This is a genomic window from Enterococcus sp. LJL98 (assembly GCF_054871745.1).
Window position 1 is genome coordinate 714,286 of the sequence record NZ_JBTXLU010000001.1, and the last position, 20,032, is coordinate 734,317.

Annotated in this window: 19 protein-coding genes and 1 tRNA gene; 8 read left to right on the top strand and 12 right to left on the bottom strand. The window is 39.0% G+C overall.

Features of this window, described 5'->3' with window-relative positions; translation table 11 throughout:
* Positions 1 to 4: 4 nt before the first annotated feature.
* Together ruvX and ACYSNO_RS03335 are read right to left on the bottom strand one after the other, a co-directional pair.
* The gene (gene ruvX / locus ACYSNO_RS03330) at positions 5 to 436 is read right to left on the bottom strand and encodes a Holliday junction resolvase RuvX (RefSeq protein ID WP_461729638.1); all 432 of its coding nucleotides are present in this window, start codon (positions 434 to 436) and stop codon (positions 5 to 7) included.
* On the bottom strand, positions 433 to 702 hold the full coding sequence (locus tag ACYSNO_RS03335) for an IreB family regulatory phosphoprotein (RefSeq protein ID WP_461729639.1): 270 nt from the start codon (positions 700 to 702) through the stop codon (positions 433 to 435). Before ACYSNO_RS03335 ends, ruvX begins: the two co-directional genes overlap by 4 nt.
* A gap of 209 nt (positions 703 to 911) precedes the next feature.
* Here ACYSNO_RS03335 and ACYSNO_RS03340 point away from each other — a divergent pair, with 209 nt between their 5' ends.
* Positions 912 to 1,271 carry a thioredoxin family protein gene (locus ACYSNO_RS03340; protein ID WP_461729640.1) on the top strand — a complete coding sequence of 120 codons (360 nt, stop codon included), beginning with the start codon at positions 912 to 914 and terminating at the stop codon, positions 1,269 to 1,271.
* A 29-nt stretch (positions 1,272 to 1,300) separates the two neighbouring features.
* On the opposite strand, the gene ACYSNO_RS03345 is transcribed toward ACYSNO_RS03340, so the two are convergent.
* Complete coding sequence (locus ACYSNO_RS03345; RefSeq protein ID WP_461729641.1) at positions 1,301 to 1,948, bottom strand: redox-sensing transcriptional repressor Rex; 648 nt, start codon at positions 1,946 to 1,948, stop codon at positions 1,301 to 1,303.
* Between the two features lie 198 nt (positions 1,949 to 2,146).
* Between ACYSNO_RS03345 and ACYSNO_RS03350 the strand changes: the two genes are divergently transcribed.
* Positions 2,147 to 4,093 carry an ABC-F family ATP-binding cassette domain-containing protein gene (locus ACYSNO_RS03350; protein ID WP_461729642.1) on the top strand — a complete coding sequence of 649 codons (1,947 nt, stop codon included), beginning with the start codon at positions 2,147 to 2,149 and terminating at the stop codon, positions 4,091 to 4,093.
* 172 nt (positions 4,094 to 4,265) lie between these two features.
* On the top strand, positions 4,266 to 5,378 hold the full coding sequence (gene ald / locus ACYSNO_RS03355; RefSeq protein WP_461729643.1) for an alanine dehydrogenase: 1,113 nt from the start codon (positions 4,266 to 4,268) through the stop codon (positions 5,376 to 5,378).
* A gap of 132 nt (positions 5,379 to 5,510) precedes the next feature.
* On the opposite strand, the gene ACYSNO_RS03360 is transcribed toward ald, so the two are convergent.
* Positions 5,511 to 6,266: a MerR family transcriptional regulator gene (locus ACYSNO_RS03360; protein ID WP_461729644.1), complete on the bottom strand. Its 756-nt coding sequence runs from the start codon at positions 6,264 to 6,266 to the stop codon at positions 5,511 to 5,513.
* Positions 6,267 to 6,427: 161 nt separating this feature from the next.
* On the opposite strand from ACYSNO_RS03360, the gene ACYSNO_RS03365 reads away from it, so the two are divergent.
* Positions 6,428 to 7,228, top strand: coding sequence for a hypothetical protein (locus ACYSNO_RS03365; RefSeq protein WP_461729645.1), 801 nt, complete (start codon positions 6,428 to 6,430; stop codon positions 7,226 to 7,228).
* A 91-nt stretch (positions 7,229 to 7,319) separates the two neighbouring features.
* Here ACYSNO_RS03365 and ACYSNO_RS03370 read toward each other — a convergent pair whose 3' ends face one another.
* From ACYSNO_RS03370 to ACYSNO_RS03400, 7 genes are all read right to left on the bottom strand, one after another.
* Positions 7,320 to 8,126: an MBL fold metallo-hydrolase gene (locus tag ACYSNO_RS03370; protein ID WP_461729646.1), complete on the bottom strand. Its 807-nt coding sequence runs from the start codon at positions 8,124 to 8,126 to the stop codon at positions 7,320 to 7,322.
* A gap of 29 nt (positions 8,127 to 8,155) precedes the next feature.
* Positions 8,156 to 9,022 carry a two-component system regulatory protein YycI gene (locus ACYSNO_RS03375; protein WP_461729647.1) on the bottom strand — a complete coding sequence of 289 codons (867 nt, stop codon included), beginning with the start codon at positions 9,020 to 9,022 and terminating at the stop codon, positions 8,156 to 8,158.
* A gap of 1 nt (position 9,023) precedes the next feature.
* Positions 9,024 to 10,334 (bottom strand): YycH family regulatory protein, encoded by a 1,311-nt coding sequence (locus ACYSNO_RS03380; protein WP_461729648.1) that lies wholly within the window; start codon positions 10,332 to 10,334, stop codon positions 9,024 to 9,026.
* Positions 10,331 to 12,163: a cell wall metabolism sensor histidine kinase WalK gene (walK, locus tag ACYSNO_RS03385; RefSeq protein WP_461729649.1), complete on the bottom strand. Its 1,833-nt coding sequence runs from the start codon at positions 12,161 to 12,163 to the stop codon at positions 10,331 to 10,333. Before walK ends, ACYSNO_RS03380 begins: the two co-directional genes overlap by 4 nt.
* Positions 12,164 to 12,169: 6 nt before the next feature.
* Positions 12,170 to 12,874 carry a response regulator YycF gene (yycF, locus tag ACYSNO_RS03390; RefSeq protein WP_461729650.1) on the bottom strand — a complete coding sequence of 235 codons (705 nt, stop codon included), beginning with the start codon at positions 12,872 to 12,874 and terminating at the stop codon, positions 12,170 to 12,172.
* A 213-nt stretch (positions 12,875 to 13,087) separates the two neighbouring features.
* Positions 13,088 to 13,945: a DegV family protein gene (locus ACYSNO_RS03395; RefSeq protein WP_461729651.1), complete on the bottom strand. Its 858-nt coding sequence runs from the start codon at positions 13,943 to 13,945 to the stop codon at positions 13,088 to 13,090.
* Complete coding sequence (locus ACYSNO_RS03400; protein WP_461729652.1) at positions 13,942 to 14,499, bottom strand: DUF1836 domain-containing protein; 558 nt, start codon at positions 14,497 to 14,499, stop codon at positions 13,942 to 13,944. The genes ACYSNO_RS03395 and ACYSNO_RS03400 overlap by 4 nt, the downstream gene beginning before the upstream one ends.
* Before the next feature lie 243 nt (positions 14,500 to 14,742).
* Between ACYSNO_RS03400 and ACYSNO_RS03405 the strand changes: the two genes are divergently transcribed.
* From ACYSNO_RS03405 to nrdF, 4 genes are all read left to right on the top strand, one after another.
* Positions 14,743 to 14,815 (top strand) — tRNA-Lys (locus tag ACYSNO_RS03405).
* Between the two features lie 381 nt (positions 14,816 to 15,196).
* Complete coding sequence (gene nrdH, locus ACYSNO_RS03410) at positions 15,197 to 15,421, top strand: glutaredoxin-like protein NrdH (protein ID WP_461729653.1); 225 nt, start codon at positions 15,197 to 15,199, stop codon at positions 15,419 to 15,421.
* Between the two features lie 123 nt (positions 15,422 to 15,544).
* Positions 15,545 to 17,704 carry a class 1b ribonucleoside-diphosphate reductase subunit alpha gene (gene nrdE, locus ACYSNO_RS03415; protein WP_461729654.1) on the top strand — a complete coding sequence of 720 codons (2,160 nt, stop codon included), beginning with the start codon at positions 15,545 to 15,547 and terminating at the stop codon, positions 17,702 to 17,704.
* An 84-nt stretch (positions 17,705 to 17,788) separates the two neighbouring features.
* Positions 17,789 to 18,757: a class 1b ribonucleoside-diphosphate reductase subunit beta gene (nrdF, locus tag ACYSNO_RS03420; protein ID WP_461729655.1), complete on the top strand. Its 969-nt coding sequence runs from the start codon at positions 17,789 to 17,791 to the stop codon at positions 18,755 to 18,757.
* A 244-nt stretch (positions 18,758 to 19,001) separates the two neighbouring features.
* Here the strand turns inward: nrdF and ACYSNO_RS03425 are convergent, their stop codons facing one another.
* A complete protein-coding gene (locus tag ACYSNO_RS03425; protein ID WP_461729656.1) occupies positions 19,002 to 19,982 on the bottom strand; it encodes an aldo/keto reductase in 981 nt (326 codons plus the stop codon).
* Between the last annotated feature and the right edge of the window lie 50 nt (positions 19,983 to 20,032).

Sequence of the window (20,032 nt, forward strand, 5' to 3'; positions counted from 1 at the left end):
TTAATTAAAGTAATGGATTGCCGTTTGCATCTAGATAGTTTTGTAAGATCATCACAGCAGCCACTTTATCAATGACTTTTTTCCTCTTTGAACGGGAAACGTTGCCTTGTTCAACCAACATTCGTTCTGCTTGGACAGTTGTTAAGCGTTCATCTTGATAAACAATAGGAATATGATAGAGTTCTTCCAATTTCTTTCCGTAAGCATATGATGCTTCTGCTCGTGGTCCGATGGTATTATTCATATTTTTAGGTAAGCCAATACAAACCTTTGTCACCTCATACTCATCAATGAGTTCTTTTACACGTTTGTAACCAAAGTGATTGGTCGCTTCGTTAATTTGAATAATTTCTACACCTTGTGCCGTCCATCCCATCGGATCGCTGACCGCAACACCCACTGTTTTTGATCCGACATCCAGACCCATTATTCTCATGATAAATGCACACCATGATCTTTTAGGTAGTAACGAATGAGCACTTCTAAAATCTCATCCCGTTCATGGCGGCGAATCAAATTTCTTGCCTCACGGTAACGAGGAATGTAGGCTGGATCTCCAGAGAGTAAATAACCAACAATTTGATTAATTGGGTTATAGCCTTTTTCTTCTAATGCGCGATAAACAATCGCTAATGTTTCGCTAACTTCTTTCTTACGACTATCATCAAAGTCAAAACGAACTGTTTCATCGGTAAATCCCATAAAGCGACACCTCTTTCTCTAAATAAACTCGTTCTTTCTTCTATTCATTGTACTAAACCTTTATCAAAACTACAAACATAATTAATTGTTTTTCATAATGAGTATAACAAGTAAATATGATAGAATTGTGAATTTTCCTTTCTAAAAAAACGCTCGAATTGACAAATCGGCTTTTCCTCAGTAAAGTTCAAGAAAAGGAGGGTTTTTAAATGGAGAATTTGTCTTTTCATGAGACTTTAAATCAAATAAACACTCAAAAATTAGTCTTGTTATCTATTTCTATGCCAAATTGTTCTGTCTGCCTTTCTGTAAAACCTCGGATTGAGCAACTGTTCAAGGATTCTGATGTGCTTTTGCTTTCCTTAGATGCAGCTGAAGCACCGGAAGTCGCAGGGACATTTCAAGTCATGACAGCGCCCGCAATTCTCGTTTTCTATCAAGGAAAAGAAGTTCATCGTCAAGCACGTTTTATCAATTTCAAACAATTGAACGACTTGATTCAAAATTATCAAGCGATGAACGAAACCATCAGTTATCCTGATGTCTTCCAAATAAAAGAGGATCTGTGACAAAGTCGCAGACCCTCTTTTTGTTTGGTTTATGATTCAGTTGGAATTATCCCACCTGAATGTAAAAAATAAATCAATGTTTGTAATTCTGTCGTTAAATCAACGTTTTGCACTAAGATCCCTGCAGGTGCCGTGATACGTGCAGGAGTAAAGTTTAATATCCCTTTGATTCCCGCCGCCACAAGGTCGTTCACCACGTCTTGAGAATGCTCAGCAGGAACAGTCAAAATGGCGATGTCGATTTGTTGAATGGCAATTTGTTCTTTCATATCGCTCATCGGGTAAACAGGGATTCCATCAACAATCCGACCAACGATGTCCGAGTTCACATCAAAAGCGGCGCTAACCCGAATGCTGTTGCTTTGGTGGAATTTATATTTTAACAAGGCACTCCCTAAATTTCCGACTCCGACTAAGGCAACATTTGTCATTTGATCGTCATTTAATGTTTTCGCAAAAAACATCATTAAGTCATTCACATCATAGCCATAACCGCGTTTGCCTAATTCACCAAAATAAGAAAAGTCACGACGAATCGTCGCGCTATCAACTTGAACGGCTTCACTTAGTTCCGTTGATGACACTTTCTTCTTACCTGCATCATTTAAAAGACGTAAATAACGATAATACAAAGGCAAACGTTTCGCTGTTGCCTTTGGGATTTGATTTTCTTTCAATTACAAGACCTCCATTTGTGAAAACTTCACTATTTCAACGCCTATCATAACAAACTTTGACCTAAAAAGGCAATTTGCTTGCTCAAAATTTGAACTTTTTTTTCGAAATAATTTTTGTCAGAGTCGCGACAGCGCAAAATCTATGATAAACTGACTTCAAATCCGATGATTTAGTGAAAGAGAAACGAGGTTTTATTTATGATTTTACTACAAGGAAACCAAATCGCTCGTTTATTTGGCGCAGAGGTTTTATTTGAAAATTTACAATTTGAAATTCATTCGCATGCTCGAATCGGACTTGTTGGCCGCAACGGTGTGGGGAAATCGACCTTATTAAAAATAATTGCGGGCATTGAGTCGCCCGATCAAGGTTTTTTAACAAAATCAAAATCGTTGACGATGGGCTATCTTGCTCAAAATACGGGAATCGTCTCTGAAACGACGGTTTGGGATGAGATGCTTGATGCCTTTCAAGAAGTCCGCCAAATGGAGCAACGGATGCGTGAACTGGAACAGTCCATTAGCACAACCGACATCGAAACCCTTGAAGGAAAGCGGCTATTAAAAGAATATGATCAGTTACAACATCAATTTTCAGATAAAAACGGCTATGGCTACGAAAATGAGATTCGCTCTGTCCTTCACGGCTTCCAATTTGACGCCTCGTTTTACGAACAAGAAATCCAGTCGCTTTCAGGGGGACAACAAACACGGCTTGCCTTGGCGAAGATGTTACTGCAACAACCGGATTTATTAATTCTTGATGAGCCAACCAACCACTTAGATATTGAAACACTCGCTTGGCTAGAGAACTATTTGCAAAACTACCGAGGCGCCCTTTTGATTGTTTCGCATGACCGGTATTTCTTAGATGAAGTGGTAAAAGAAATCTATGAAATCAGCCGTTCGAAAATGACCCACTACAAAGGAAATTACAGTCGCTTCCTGGATTTAAAAGAAGAACAACTCGCACTCGATTGGAAAGCTTATGAAAAACAACAAGAGGAAATTCATAAGCTAGAAGATTTTGTCGCTCGCAATTTGGTTCGCGCTTCGACAACAAAACGAGCACAAAGCCGTAGAAAACAACTGGATAAAATGACACGCCTTGATCGTCCACAAGGGGATGAAAAATCGGCAAACATCTTATTTGAAATCGATCGAACCTCTGGGAATGTCGTCTTACAAGTACAAGACGCAGCGATTGGTTACCCCGATCACCCTCTGTTAGCCAAGGATATTCAATTAGACGTTCGTCGCAAAGATGCTGTTGCTTTAGTCGGACCAAACGGGATCGGAAAATCGACCCTCTTAAAATCGATTTTAAAAGAAATTCCATTTGTAGAAGGTGACATTCATTATGGTACCAATGTTTCGATGGGTTACTACGATCAAGGGCAAAAACAGCTCCATCCACAAAAAACGATTTTAAAAGAACTGTGGGATGAACATCCGACCACACCTGAAGTAACGATTCGACGTGTCCTAGGAAGTTTCTTATTTTCTGGGGAAGATGTTGAAAAAACAGTCGGTCTTTTAAGCGGAGGGGAAAAAGCTCGTGTTGCTCTTGCCAAACTTGCGATGAACCGCGAAAACTTTTTAATTCTTGATGAGCCCACCAACCACTTAGATATTGATAGCAAAGAGGTCTTGGAAAATGCCTTAATTGATTACGAAGGCACCCTCTTGTTTGTTTCTCATGACCGGTATTTTATTAACCGAATTGCAACAAAAGTCATTGAACTCTCCGAAGATGGAAGTCGCCTCTATCTCGGTGACTACGACTACTACATGGAAAAGAAACAAGAAGAAGCCGAGCTTGCAGCATTATTAGAAACTCCGACAACCGTCGAGATTCCGCTCTCACAAGGAAAAAAATCTTTTCAACAAAGCAAAGAAGAGCAACGTCTATTGCGCCAATTGCAACGAAAAGTCACAAGTATTGAAGAAGACCTGGCAGCGATTGAAGAAGAAATTGCACAATTGGAACAACAAATGACCGCTCCTGAAATCTTAAACGACCATCTAGAATTGTTACGCATTCAAAAGACAATCGATGAAAAATACGACAAGCAAGAGCAGTACCTTCAGGATTGGGAAACAACAAGTTTAGCATTAGAAGAAATTGAAACAGCACTTCATTGACCATTTTTTAAACAACGAACAAGAACATCCTTTTCACTTCGAAAAATCGGATGTTCTTTACTTTTTCTTTAATTTTTTCAAAAAACTTTCTGAATATTCGTACATCGATTGTATTCTGAGCAAAATTCATCTATACTTTTTAAGAAGCGAAAAATATTGGAGTGTTCATATTATGAAAATTGGAATTTTAAAAGAAATTAAGAACAATGAAAATCGAGTGGCTTTGCCTCCTGCAGGCGTTTATGAGTTAGTTCAAGCTGGGCATGAAGTCTTCGTTGAAACAAATGCAGGCGCGGGCTCATCAATAGCTGATGAAGCTTACTCTGCTGTCGGTGCAACGATTTTAGAAAGTGCTGAAGAGGTTTGGGCAAGCGAGATGGTTTTAAAAGTCAAAGAACCACTTGAGCAAGAATATGCTTACTTCAGAGAAGGGTTAATTTTATTTACTTATTTACATTTAGCAGCCAATAAAGCTGTAACACAAGCCTTATTAAATGCCAAAGTGACGGCGATTGCTTACGAGGGGGTACGATTAGACAATGGAACATTGCCTCTTTTAGCACCGATGAGTGAGATTGCTGGTCGCATGGCCGTGCAAATTGGTGCACAATTTTTAGAAGGTCCTTATGGCGGAAAAGGTATTTTACTAGCAGGTGTTCCAGGCGTACGTAAAGGAAATGTGGTTGTCATTGGCGGCGGAGTTTCTGGGACGAATGCGGCTCAAATCGCCTCTGGTTTTGGTGCCAATGTGACGGTGTTAGATGTAAATGTCGAACGTTTAAAAGAATTGGACAGTCAATTTAACGGCCAGATTCATACCTTATTGTCAAATACTTTCAATATCGAACAACAATTAAAATCGGCGGATCTTGTGATTGGAGCAGTCTTGGTTCCAGGTAGAAAGGCTCCGACCTTAGTCAGTCGTGAAATGGTTAAAAACATGCCCGATAAATCAGTGATTGTCGATATCGCTATTGACCAAGGAGGCATTTTTGAAACAAGCTGTTCTGCGACGACCCATGATAACCCTACCTATATTTCTGAAGGGGTGATTCATTATGCAGTCTCTAATATGCCGGGGGCAGTCGCGCAAACTGCAACCTATGCATTAAGTAACATGACTTTAGCTTATATCAAAATGATTGCCAATCATTCACTTGAAACAGCTTTAAAAAATGATTCGGCCCTTTTCCGTGGTGTGAATACGTACCAAGGACACCTGGTCGAACTTGGAATTGCGGATGACTTAGGTCTTCCAGGTACACCTTTAGAAAAATTACTATAAAAACAAGCGATTTTATTTTTAAGCAAACAAATCAAATGGGGCTGTGACAGATGTCACAGCCCCATTTGATTTGTTTACACTTGACGGATAAATGAGAAACAAACGATTCTTTTTATATTTTTTTTCGTGCGATTAAGCGTAATATTGAATAATCTCATGTAACAATTGGGCCGCTCCTTGCCCCGCTCGCTCCTCGTAATAGTGAGTAAAGCGATCATCACCAATATAAGTGAACCCCAAGCCTTTATGTGCCTCCGGATGATATTCTGTCCACGAAAACTGAAGCCAATGCTTATGTAACTCAAAAATTTCTTTTGCTAACGGGCTCTCAATCTCTGCTGTTTCTTGCAATTTTTGAAGTTTTTCTATTAACTCCACTTCCGTTCTTTCCATCTCGGCAACTTCCATTTCCGATAAGCCTAAATAGTTTTCATTGGCTTGTTTTACTTTTTCTTCCCCGTATTTTTTTCGAATTTCTTTGCCGTATTTCTCCTCGTTCATTTGCAGTTGTTGCTGACGTAATCCTTTGAATTTTTCTTGGTCTGTCATATGCTTTCTTCCTTTCATACTTTCTATGGTTTGTTCGACCGTTTCAATAATCGCCCTAAGTGTTTTTTGTTGCTCTAAGAGTACCTGGTGGTGCGCCTCTAATGCCTTTTTTACATCGAAAGCTTCTGAGGTTAAAATGGCGCGAATTTCCTCTAATTTCAAGCCCATTCGTTTATACAATAAAATTTGTTGAAGTCGATTCACTTCCTCCTCACCATAAAGTCGATAACCAGAATCAGTTGTTCTTTTCGGTGGCAGTAAACCAATCGTATCATAATAACGTAAGGTTCGACGGCTAACGCCAGATAAGGTACTCATCTCTTTGATTGAATATTCCACAAAATTCCCTCCTTGTTTCTTAGTGTAAACCTTGACGTAACGAGAAGGTCAAGGCCAATTATTAAAAATCACTAATTTTCATCAAAAAGAGATGAAAAAAATAAATAAGCTTGTATAATATCATTAAATAACGTTGTTAATTAAATAAAGGAGTGTGTCTCATGAATACTTTTTTTTCAACTAATTACCAAATGAATTTCGGCGCGTTCGATCATTTCCACGCCTATAAAATCCCCTTAGAAGGCTTAATTTCTCTATTTGATGCTGGCGGATTTCATACTTCAAATATTGGGCAATTGACCCAGCAACTTTATCCTACCCTCTCTCCCAATTTCCATGAAGAAATTTATGCAGTTCTTCCCATTCAACAACACCAATACAAAAGAACAGTCGTTGTATATAGGGACTACCTCATGTATGTGGAAATGGCTCCTTTTCCAGTCATTAAACGACTATTATCGACTTCTCCCTTACTCAATTTCAATGCTTATACAAAAACACTTCAATGCCTATTCAATTGCAATACAACAATTATTCCAGTCGCAACGGATTTTTTTAGCCTTATTCCGCTCGGACCAGTAAAATCAAACGAAACCATCTGGGTGAATCCCGGTCGCATTCGAGAACTTAAAAACGATAAAATGAAAACGCTTTTAACGATTGACAACCAATTTCCTATTGCCAGTGACCGGCTAATTAAAGGAATTACTGGCCGTATGTTAAAAGGTTTCTTGGCACATGGTATCTTAAAGCGTGAAGTTGACGCGAAGCCCGTTTGGCCATCGATGAACTTACTTGAATATTTAGAACTTCCTGCGACACCCGCCGTTCGTCACGTGTTACGTCACTTCCAATTTCAACACCTTCCAAAATTACAAGGTGATTTCTTTTTGAATTATGAGTTAATCTACCACGAACTTCTAAGACAAAATTTACTAGATGATTTAGACATTGAAGAATAAACAAGCAGTTTGGAACGATTTTTAAGCACACGCATAGAGAAATAGTCATAAAAAAGGGCCGCGTACCGCTCCTTCTTATGACTATTTTTTCTTATATCGTAAATAAATCCGTGGCCTCTTCTGGGTCTGTATCAAAAATTTCAAAAGCTTCGCCAACCGCAAATCCTTGTTCTTTCAACATGTTCTCCATCGTCAGGTGAGCGAGCTCTTTTAAATTGTTTTCTCGACTCAAGTGCCCTAAGTATATCCTTTTTGTTCGATCGGATAAAACATCCGCCATCACTAATGCCCCATCTTCGTTTGATAAGTGGCCCTTGTCGCCTAGAATTCGTTGCTTCAAACTCCAGGGATAGGCGCCCATGCGTAACATTCCCAAGTCATGGTTGCTCTCCATTAAATAGGCATCGGCACCTTGAATGGCTCCTCTAAGATGATCGTTGCAATAGCCGGTATCTGTTAGAACAACAAATGAACGATTCGCTTTATGAAAACGATAAAATTGTGGCGCTGCAGCGTCATGAGAAACCCCAAAACTTTCGATATCGATATCGCCAAAGGTTAACACTTTCCCCATTTCAAAGTGGTGTTTTTGCTCCGTCGCAACGACACCAATGAGCGGATCCATCGCTTGCCAAGTTTTTTCGTTGGCATAGACGTCTAATTTATATTTTCGTGCAAGTACGCCTACCCCGTGAATATGATCACGATGCTCATGTGTGACAAAAATCGCGTCTAGCTCCTCTGGTTTTTTCCCAACTTGTTGTAATAACGTTGTGATTTTTTTTCCACTAAGTCCTGCATCGACTAAAATCTTCTTTTTTTGACTTTCAATATATAGCGTGTTGCCTGAACTACCACTCGCCAAAATACTAATTTGAAATGCTGCTGTTTGATCCACTCGTAAAACCTCTCTATTTCTAAATATTCCTATGATTGATCTTCTACCGTTTGAATGGTGGTATTCGTAATAATTCGATTCGTAAAACCATTTACCATTTCCGTCCGCACCTTTTGATCGGGCGTTTCAATTGCAACAAACCAAGTAGGGACATAAATCCCTTGTCCACGTACTTTCAAAGTCATTTTATAAGCCAGTTTTCGCGAGACAATCGTTGAATTTACAGGAATTCGATTATTCACATACAGGGTGTTGATGATTTCTTTTTCAGAATAAACCGCCATGACCTCTCGTAAAGGATTTAAGTCTGAAACATGACTTTGAATATATTTTGTTGCGGTCCATTGATTGTCCTCTCTTTCAAGGATCATCGTCAGGCGTGCAGAAGGATCGTTTAAGGGCAAACCCTCATACGATTGCCCTGCAACAATTTCGGCATAATCTTCAGTGATAAAAGACTCTTCCGCCAAATAACGGTAATCTTTCCCAAATAAAAGAAAATTCTTTTGAGCAAGCAATTGATGCAAGGTTTCAGAAACTTGATTGTCTCCACCAATTGTCACCCGAAGATCCATCGTATGCGTTAAATAAGCCCCTTCAATGGTTGTCTGACTTGCGAGTAATTTTGGTTGATTTAAACGCGTCCGCTCTTCTTTTAATGCTTCTTTAAAGTTTGTTTGGATACCACTCAAGTAATACCCTTCCATTTTTTCATCTGACAACTCCTCCTCATACTGAATATTTTCTGAGGATAGTCGTTGTTGAATTGGAATGGTCTCATTCGTTCGATAAGTAATATTTTGTTCAATTTTTGCTTCGCGATAAAGGTTAAATAGAAATAGATTCAAACCTAAGAAAGCAAAGAAAAAAATCCATTCGATTCGTTTGAAATCCATTCTACTCCCTCTCTTCTTCCATTAAAGTCGACAACAAAAAGTCATAGCTAAACCATTTATCTCCGTATTTAATATACCATTGAGGAATTAAATCAACGACTCCTGTATCTTCTAAGTTTTTCCATTCATAACCAATTAGTAACATTTGAACAAGATTCACATCAAATCCATTGTAATACAAGGTTTCAACGACCTCTTGACTGGCCGGCAATGTGACTTCCTCTGCAGAAGGAATTGGGATTTGTAAAGAAGTTAAATTCCCTTGAATGGAAACATTGACTTCATTGCTGCTATTGTTTTCTTTAAAGTCAAACAATAACCTTCCTGCAGAATTGGAGCCAAAAACAGGAAAACCTTCAACGAAAATTCGGTAATCAATCTCGTTGCGTGTTTGGTCAAGCATGCGAGTCGAACCATAGCTCGTTCCAATTCGCTGCATATAACGAAAACTTGTAGAGAAAATATCAAAAGGTGCAACAATCTGAGCATTTCCCTGAAAATTAATGACTTCTTGATTTTGTTTAATCGTCAAAGACTCTCCACTTTCATACAAGTACGTATCAAAAGCAGAACTATTGCTTCGAACGCTCTTTGGATTTGCAAAAAAAGCATCTCGAAATAACGTATATGGACGCGTTGATGAGATATAGCTATATTGCTTTAATTTCAGCGGCTCGGTCGTTAAATAATGAGTATCTAAATACGTATAGGTATTTTCCAGTACGCGCCACTGGCTGTCTGAGTTTTTAAAGACTTCAAGCAGAGCAAGCCAATCATCTTCTAGCGTTGCCTCGACAAAATGAAACTTCTTATCATTTAAAAAGCGAATTTGAGACTGGTCAAAATCAATTTGAATTTTCGTAAATTTAAATTGCAACAGCTCTTCTTCAGGTAACGCCAAATCCATCTCAAATAGTTCCAAGTACGATTTGAGCGGAAAAGCAAGTGCATAAGCCAGTTCAAAACCATTGGTTAACGTCGTCTGTCGTTGATAGTCTAAACGGTTTTTTTCTTCTACTTTTTTCCCGTCACTGTAACTCGTTTCTTTTAATAATAATTGGATGCTCTTTAATAAATTTTCACTTTGAGTTTCTTTATTTGCTTCCTTGGTTTGATACCGAAGCTTTAATGGTAAAAACATCTCTTCTTGTTTCTTTTGCGGTTTCTTTTCGGCGAGTTCTTTCGTTGGATTATTTTCAGTGGGGATATCACGTCCAACTGGACTGACCCAAATTAAATAAGTTAAATAAAAACTCAGCCCGATCATTACTAATAATATAAAGTGTAAGAGTTTGTCGCCAATCCGATTCATTCCCACCACTCCTCTTCATAAGGTTCATAAGGTAAACTAATATAAAAAGTCGAGCCCTGCTCTTCACGACTTTCGACCCAAATAGAACCACCATGCGCTTTTAAAACTTCACGAGAAATTGCTAGCCCTAAGCCTGTCCCACCTTGTTGACGGGCACGTGCTTTGTCGACTCGATAGAATCGGTCAAAGATTTTCGAGAGGTCCTTTCTTGGAATCCCCATTCCTTCATCTGCAATACTCAATATAATATGATTGTGTGTTTCAATCAAGCGAACCGTCACGGTCCCACCTTCTGGTGAATACTTAATGGCGTTGTTCATAATATTATCAATCACTTGAATTAAACGATCGGTATCGATTTCGACCCATAAGTCGCGCTTTGTAAATTCCCGTTGAATGCGGTAGTTTTTTTCTTGGCTTGTTACCATCATATCAAAGCGATCCAATACAAAGTTCACTAAGTTGTTAAAATTAACAAATTCTAATTGCAACTGGGCATTCCCACTATCCATCTTTGATAAGTTTAATAAATCATTAATCATACGAATCATTCGATCCGTTTCTTCTAAGGTGACTTGCAAGAAGTGGGGGGCAATCGCTTCGTCTTTCCATGCGCCATCTTCAAGCGCTTCTAAATAACTACGCATACTTGTTAAAGGTGTCCGAAGTTCATGTGAAACGTTAGAAACAAAATCACGACGTTCTTGCTCCGTTTTTTCTTGTTCCGTCACGTCATGTAACACAGCAACTAAACCAGAAATGAACCCCGACTCACGACGAATCATCGAAAAATCGACTCTTAAAATTAAACTTGGGACATGCGGAGAATGAGAGGGTCGATCTAAAAGCATTTCTTCTGTACTTTCCAACAATGAGCGTAAACTATACTCTTCATCCAACTCGAACAAACTCAAAATCGACTGCCCGATTGCTTCTTCTTGTTTGACATTTAGTAAGGACAGAGCCATCTCATTAATTGTAATCACCTTGCCTCGTCGGTCCGTTGCCACTACACCATCGGTCATATGCGTGAGGACACTGTCTAGTCGGTTTCGTTCTGATTCCATCGCTTCTTGCGTTTCTTCAATTCGCTCAGCCAATTGATTAAAGCTCTCAGCTAATTGGCCTAGTTCATCTTGCGCCTTGATTTCTACCTTATGGCTATAGTCTCCTTTGGCAATTCGCACTGCTTGTTCCCGCATTTCTCCAATCGGCTGTGTAATCGAGCGCGCGATTAAAACTGAAACGATGATTGCAATCCCAATGGCCATTAACGTCGCCGTTAAAAAAATCACGGCAATATTGGAAATATCTTGATATTGTTTTTCTAAATCCCCACGAATATACAAGGCACCGACCACCACATCACCAACAGACTGAATGACACGAATATTAATCAATACTCGACCACCAGTGGCTTCATCAACGGCTGCCAAACTTTTATTATCATATTGGTCGATGTAAGAATCGACGCTTTTTTTTCCAATCGAACTTCGATCATTGACATCGGTTGTTGCGCGGATAATCCCCTTTTCATCGACGACACGCATTTCCAACACATCTGGCGAGTCGCTACTGTCCAATATGCGCTGGATCTCATTGTTAATTTCTTCAGGGACGCCATCTTGACGACTCAAGTACGTGCTGACAGTCCCTGCTAAAGTTTCGGCTTGGGTATTCATCGTTGCTTTAAAGTTTTCAATCATTGAACGTTCGAGTCCACGAATAAAATACGCCCCGATAATCTCGATTGAAATAAATAAAATCAAGATAAACGTCAGGGCGATTTTAAAGTTCACTGACTGAAAAAAGCGAACTTTCTTTTTCATTATTTTTTACTCCTGTTCTGGATTTCTTAAATAGTAACCGACACCTCGGCGTGTCACAAGGTAATTCGGATGGCTCGGACTATCTTCAATTTTCTCACGTAAACGACGAACAGTAACATCCACCGTTCGAACATCTCCAAAGTAGTCATAACCCCAAACGGTCTGCAACAAGTGCTCGCGGGTCATTACTTGACCGATGTGTTTGGCTAAATAGTGGAGTAACTCAAATTCCCGATGGGTTAATTCAATCGTACTGCCATGCTTGGTCACCATATAGGCATCTGGATGTATGATTAAATCACCAATTTCCAAATCGGTTGTCACAGGGACATCATTTTCTTTATTGGTGCTCGAACCTCGACGTAAATTTGCCTTTACTCGCGCAATCAGTTCTCGATTTGAAAAAGGCTTTGTCACATAATCATCGGCTCCTAATTCCAAACCTAACACCTTATCGATTTCCGAATCTTTCGCTGTTACCATAATAATCGGCATATCATACGTTTTACGTACTTCCCTTGCGACTTCTAAACCATCCAATTTTGGTAACATTAAATCGAGTAAAATTAAATCTGGCTCGACGGCCTTGACTTGTTCTAACGCTTCTTCGCCGTCATAGGCAGTGAAGACCTCATAGCCTTCTTTGACTAAATTAAATTTGACAATATCAGAAATTGGTTTTTCATCGTCAACAACTAGTATTTTCTTCATAAAAACCCCTCATTCTTTGTTTCTTCATTTTTATTTGACACACATTCATCAATCCTCATTATTATACATGATTTTGAGAAATCTTTCATTAAAACGGAAAATTCCCTTTTCTTCTTTAATAAAAAATAAGTAAAAAAAGACGGCCCTTTGCTTGAACCCGACCAATGCTGCTTGTCGGAGTGGCTCAAAAAAAGAGGCGTCCTTATTTTTTATTTAACGAATCACTTGAATCCCCATACCCAATAGGCCAGGCCCAGTATGTACCACGAGGGCGGGAGAAATTGTTCCAAATAAAATTTCCTTTGCTTGCGGAAATCTTTGTTCCAATTTTTCCTTTAGTTGTAACCCTTCTTCCATCGCGTCTCCTTGGGCAACCGCTAGTCGAAATTCCGCGTGCCCTTGAACGAAGGCTTCCGCAATTTCAACTAATTTATCAATACTACGTTTACGCCCTCTTGATTTTGCCACTGTATAATAAACCCCTTCTTCATTACAAGAAATTGTTGGATTTAATTTTAATGCCGTCCCAATAATTGAAGATACGAGTCCGATGCGGCCGCCTTTTTGCAAATACTCCAAGGTACCCACGTTAAACAAGACTTTGTTTTGCTTGATTTCATCTTGTAATTGTTGCAATAAGACACTCCAAGGAGTCCCTGCAGCAATCAATTCCGCTGCGCGAATAGCTTGAAGACCCGCACCAATTCCAATACTTTTTGTATCCAAAACAAAAACTTCTAAGTCTTGTTCCTCTTCTCCTAGTAAACGCATCACATTATAGGTGCCGCTTAAACCACTTGAGATCGTAACAATCAATAACTTTTCATAACCGTCTGCCTTGATTTGTTGAATCATTTTTTGAATCGTTTGACCATCTGGCAAAGACGTACTAGGAATTTCCTCTGCAAAACGCGCATAGACTTCCTCGGGTGTAATATCAACTTTATCCGTGTAAGTTTGTTTCTTATAAATAATTTGTAAGGGAACCATATAAATCCCAAAACGATCCATTCGTTCTTTGGGGACATCGGTTCCTGAATCAACTAGTAAGGCTATTTTTTCTTTATTCATTTCGTTACTCCTTTTTCCAGATAGACCGTTTGTAAGGCGATCATTTTTTCAGCTAACAGCTTGTTGGCAAATGCTTTCGTCGCACTATCTACGGCAAAATACGGTATCTCAGTCATCACCTTGCTCGGCTGAACTTCTTGCTTTAAAGCTTGTCGGCAAACACGATAAATGGCTTCTTCTTGCATTTCACAATATAAATTGTAGGCTTCACGAATCCCAATGGCTTTTCCTTGAAACAAAATTCCTTGTTTTACTTCATAGATTGTTAGTACCTGTTTCAATAAGGTAATCGCGATTAAAAAAGCCACGTGTTTTCGTGTATATCTTTTTTTCTTAGGTGCTGGAATCATTCCGTTTTTGACATAGTTGTTCACCATTGACGGGGTTAACAAAGAATGCTTTTCGGGTTGGATGACCGGGGACAAATAGTGATCGACTAACGTAATCACTTGATCCATATATAAATCCAACTCTGGTAACTCTTCCCAACGTGGCAAGTGCAAGGTTAGTAACGTTTCCCCCCATACAATCAGTTGTTTTTCAATTTCTTCCAAGTTCATCCCTTCTTCTTTTGTTCTTCTTTTATTCTTCTTTTGCTACTTTCAACAAATACTTAACCTAGTTTTCAAAACTAGGTTAAGTGTACCACAAAGATTCACCTTTGAAAAGAACACAAGCAGCATCGATTACTACCTTTCAAGTAACGATTCCCCTTTTAACTTTTCCTTTTTGAAAAAAAAGGTGAAAAGAACTTGCATTTCAAAAAACGAGATGCTATTATAGCAAAGTAGTTTCACGGGATGTTAGCTCAGTCGGTAGAGCAATTGACTTTTAATCAATGGGTCGTAGGTTCGATTCCTACACATCCCATGGGTGCCAAACCCACGGAGCCGGAGAATTGTTGGTGCGCAAGCATTTTGAAAACAAATCTCGCGGCTTCATTTTTTTTGTGGTTTTCGCACACCCCGTATTTCTTTCTTTAAGTCCTTTGAGGCCAAGGATTCAGATTTTCTTTATATTTATTTTTTCACAAAAAGATTTTTTTCGTCTATTTTTCTAGTTTTTAATCCCCTACAAAAGCACCTCTCTCTTAGCTTATTGCCGGAAAAAACTTTTAAAAAACCACAACAGTTAGGGCTTTCTTCTTTCACAAACACAAGATATAGTGTTTTTCCGTTTGACTTTCCACTAAATAGGGTTATACTATTGTTTATAAGATTTACTTGAAACGATTTTAAGGAGGAACCAAAAATGAATATCAAACTATTTTCCAAAAACAACTGTATGCAATGCAACATGGCGAAACGCTTCTTAACAGACAATGATATTTCTTTTGAAGAAATTAACTTAGATAACGAACCAACGGCAATCGATTGGCTAAAAGAACAAGGTTTCCAAAGTGTGCCTGTCATTACAAGTGAGGCAAAAACAATCGTTGGTTTCCGTCCAGACTTATTGCGTCAACTTGCTTCTTAAAATGCAATATCCTTATTCCAATAACAATTAAACATCTGTCGGATTTGTCAGTCTTCAATAGACTTCAAATCCTTCTTTTTATGTTCCATGCTCTCTTATTAATTAGAAAAGGTCGTGTACAAAATGGGTCTTAAATCACTCAAAGATGTTACTTACTTCAAACTAAACAATGAAATTAATCGTCCGGTGAACGATCAAATTCCTTTACATAAAGATAAAGAGGCTTTAAAAGCTTTCTTTAAAGAAAATGTCTTACCACATACAAAAGCATTTTCTTCTATTTCAGAAAAAATTAACTACTTAATTGAAGAAGATTACCTAGAAAAAGAATTTATCGAAAAATACTCAATGGCTTTTATTGAATCCTTGTATCAGTTTCTTGCTGAACAAAACTTCCGCTTTCAATCATTTATGGCCGCTTACAAGTTCTATGGTCAATACGCATTAAAAACAAATGATGGCGAAGCCTACCTAGAAACCTATGAAGATCGCGTCGCTTTCAACGCGCTTTACTTTGCTGATGGCGATGAAGAATTAGCTTTAACCTTAGCCGATGAAATGATTCATCAACGTTATCAACCAGCGACTCCTTCTTTCTTAAACGCCGGTCGTAAACGTCGTGGGGAACTTGTTTCTTGTTTCTTAATTCAATTGACCGATGATATGAATTCGATTGGTCGTGGGATTAATTCCGCCTTGCAACTTTCGCGCATTGGCGGTGGTGTTGGGATCACCCTTTCAAACTTGCGTGAAGCAGGTGCACCAATTAAAGGCTATGAAGGAGCGGCTAGCGGGGTGATGCCGGTCATGAAACTTTTTGAAGATAGTTTTAGTTACTCCAATCAATTAGGGCAACGTCAAGGAGCAGGGGTGGTTTACTTAAATGTTTTCCATCCAGATATCATTGACTTCCTTTCAGCGAAAAAAGAGAACGCCGATGAAAAACTGCGCGTTAAAACACTTTCACTTGGTGTCATCGTTCCAGACAAGTTTTACGAGTTAACGCGTAAAAATGAAGACATGTACTTATTTAGTCCTTACAGTGTGGAAAAAGAATATGGCGTGCCTTTCTCTTATGTAGACATTACGAAAGAATATGACAACTTAGTCGCGAATCCTAACATTCACAAAACAAAAATAAATGCACGTGAGCTAGAAGATGAAATTTCAAAATTACAACAAGAGTCGGGTTACCCTTATATTGTCAATATCGATACAGCCAACCGTGAAAATCCAATTGATGGAAAAATCATCATGAGTAATCTATGTTCAGAGATTTTACAAGTGCAAGAACCATCGATGGTGAATGACATTCAAGAATTTGAAGTCTTAGGCACAGATATCAGCTGTAACTTAGGTTCAACCAATATCGTCAATTTAATGGAAAGCCCTGACTTCGGACGCTCGGTCCGTGCCATGACTCGCGCCTTAACCTTTGTCACGGATGCTTCAGACATCGCAGTCGTACCTTCGATTCAACATGGAAACCGAATCAACCACACGATTGGACTTGGAGCAATGGGTTTACACACGTACTTTGCAAAAAATCAAATGGCTTATGGCTCGCCTGAATCGATTGAATTTACGGATATTTACTTCATGTTATTAAACTACTGGACCTTAATGGAAAGTCATCAAATTGCAAAAGAAAAGAAAATGACCTTCCATCATTTCGAAAAATCAAAATATGCGGACGGTTCTTACTTTACGAAATACATCGAAGCGGACTATACGCCTAAGTTTGCAAAAGTCGCTGCCTTATTCGAAAACATTGCACTCCCAACGAAAGCGGATTGGGAAACCTTGGCAGCCAATGTCAAAATCGACGGACTCTATCACCAAAACCGTCTCGCTGTTGCTCCAAATGGTTCCATTTCTTATATTAACGATACAAGTGCAAGCTTACACCCGATTACCCGTTTGATTGAAGAACGTCAAGAAAAGAAAATCGGAAAAATTTACTATCCAGCGGCACACTTATCAAATGAAACCATCCAGTATTATCAATCCGCCTATGACATGGATATGCGTAAAGTCATCGATGTTTATGCCACTGCGCAAAAACACATTGACCAAGGAATGAGTTTAACCCTCTTCATGCGTTCCGATATTCCTGAAGGGATTTATGAGTGGAAAACAACTTCGAAACAAACGACTCGTGACTTAAATATTTTACGTCATTATGCCTTTAACAAAGGCGTGAAAACCATTTATTATGTCCGTACCTTTACTGATGATGCGGAAGAAATCGGCAGTAACCAATGTGAGAGCTGTGTCATTTAGCCGCTATAAATGACTTCGAACATCAAAAGCTAGCGGGTCAAACCGCTAGCTTTTATTATTTCAAATTGAAGGAGGCCATCTTTTATGGCAAAAACATATTATCCAGCAATTAACTGGAATGAAATTGAAGATTTAATTGACAAATCCACTTGGGAAAAGTTAACCGAACAGTTTTGGTTAGACACACGGATCCCCCTTTCAAACGATTTAGATGACTGGCGCCGCCTGCCAAAAGAGGAACAACAAATGATTAGCTACGTTTTAGGGGGCTTAACCTTACTTGATACAGTCCAATCTGAAAGTGGAGTAAAGCATTTAAAATCAGCCGTACGCACCCCGCACGAAGAAGCCGTTTTAAACAATATTGAATTTATGGAATCTGTCCATGCTAAAAGTTATTCGTCTATTTTTAGTACTTTAAATTCAAAAGCAGAAATTGAAAAGATTTTCGAATGGATCAATACCAACCAGTACCTTCAAAAGAAAGCGGAAATGATCAACGAAGTCTACCTTAATGGAACGCCATTAGAAAAGAAAGTCGCAAGTGTCTACTTAGAAACCTTCCTTTTCTATTCAGGTTTTTACACGCCTTTACATTATCTAGGAAATAACAAGCTACCAAACGTGGCTGAAATCATCAAATTAATTATTCGTGACGAATCTGTTCATGGTACTTATATTGGTTATAAATTCCAATTAGGTTTTAATGAATTACCGGAAGAAGAGCAAGAACCATTAAAAGAATGGATGTATCGTTTCCTTTTTGAACTCTATGAAAATGAAGAAAAATATACTGCTGAACTCTATGATCACATTGGTTGGACGGAAGAAGTAAACACCTTCTTACGTTACAATGCCAACAAAGCACTAATGAACTTAGGGCAAGACCCACTCTTCCCAGATACAGCCGATGACGTCAATCCTATCGTCATGAATGGAATTTCAACGGGTACAAGTAACCATGACTTCTTCTCACAAGTTGGAAATGGCTACTTATTAGGTACCGTAGAAGCGATGCAAGACGCGGATTACCTCATTGGTATCGAAAAATAATTCTTCATAACATAACAAAATGAGTTTATTGCACTCATTCATAAAGAAAGGGGGCTGTGACAGATGTCACAGTCCCCTTATTGTTTTACAAACGTTTGACGGATATACAGGCAATAAAAGTCAGCTCTTTCAAAAACTTCACGAAATTCGAGCGATTGAAAAAGCCATTTGTTCGAATTTCCCTCCCGTTTCTCAGAGAAAAACGACTTTTGTTCCCCTCTTTTTTACTCATTCTTACTGTTTTTTATCTGGCTCCAACTACTCGGTGCGGGACATAGGGTGCTTCTAAAAAGGCAACTTGTTCCTTGGTTAGTTGGAGATCAATCGCCGGTAACGCTTCTAACAAATGCCTCTCTTTCGTCGCACCAATAATTGGAATGGTCGGCACTTCTTTTTGCATCAGCCACGCTAGGGCTACTTGCGCGCGTTTTACGCCATGTTCTTTTGCAACTTGTGCCACTCTTTCAACAATCACACGGTCTTGTTCCATCGTTTGATCGTATCTTACTCTCGATGTTTTGTCCGTTTGTGCTCGTTTGGTTTCTCCTGTCCAATCTCTTGTTAAACGTCCGGAAGCCAAGGGACTATAGGGAGTCAATGCAATTTTTTGATCGGCACAAAACGGCAGCATTTCTCTTTCTTCTTCACGATATAACAAGTTCAAATGATTTTGCATTGAAACGAATTTTGTCCATCCATTTTTTTCTGCAACAAATTGCGCCTTCGCAAATTGCCACGTATACATTGCGGAGGCTCCTAGATAACGGACTTTTCCAGCTTTAACTAAGTCATGTAAAGCCTCCATCGTTTCCTCAATTGGCGTGTGGTAATCCCAGCGATGAATGATATACAAATCGATATAGTCCATTCCTAAACGCTTTAAGCTTTCCTCGACTTGAAAGAAGATTTCTTTTCTTGAAAGTCCCCCACTATTCGGTGCTTTTTTCATCGGCATATAAAGTTTGGTTGCGACAACCAATTCTTCTCGCTTACCAAAATCACGTAAGGCTTTTCCTAAGACTTCCTCGCTACGTCCTAACGAATAAATATTGGCGGTATCAAAGAAATTAATACCTAAATCTAAGGCTTTCTTTATCACTGGCCGACTGGCTTCTTCTTCCAAAATCCAATCATGAATCCAATTTGTTGAACTGCCAAACCCCATTGCCCCTAGGCAAAGTCGTGAGACATCTAATCCCGTATTCCCTAATTTGATATATTCCATCAATCTTTTCCTCCCAAAATACTTGTCCCTTTATTCTAACAAAGCAACCA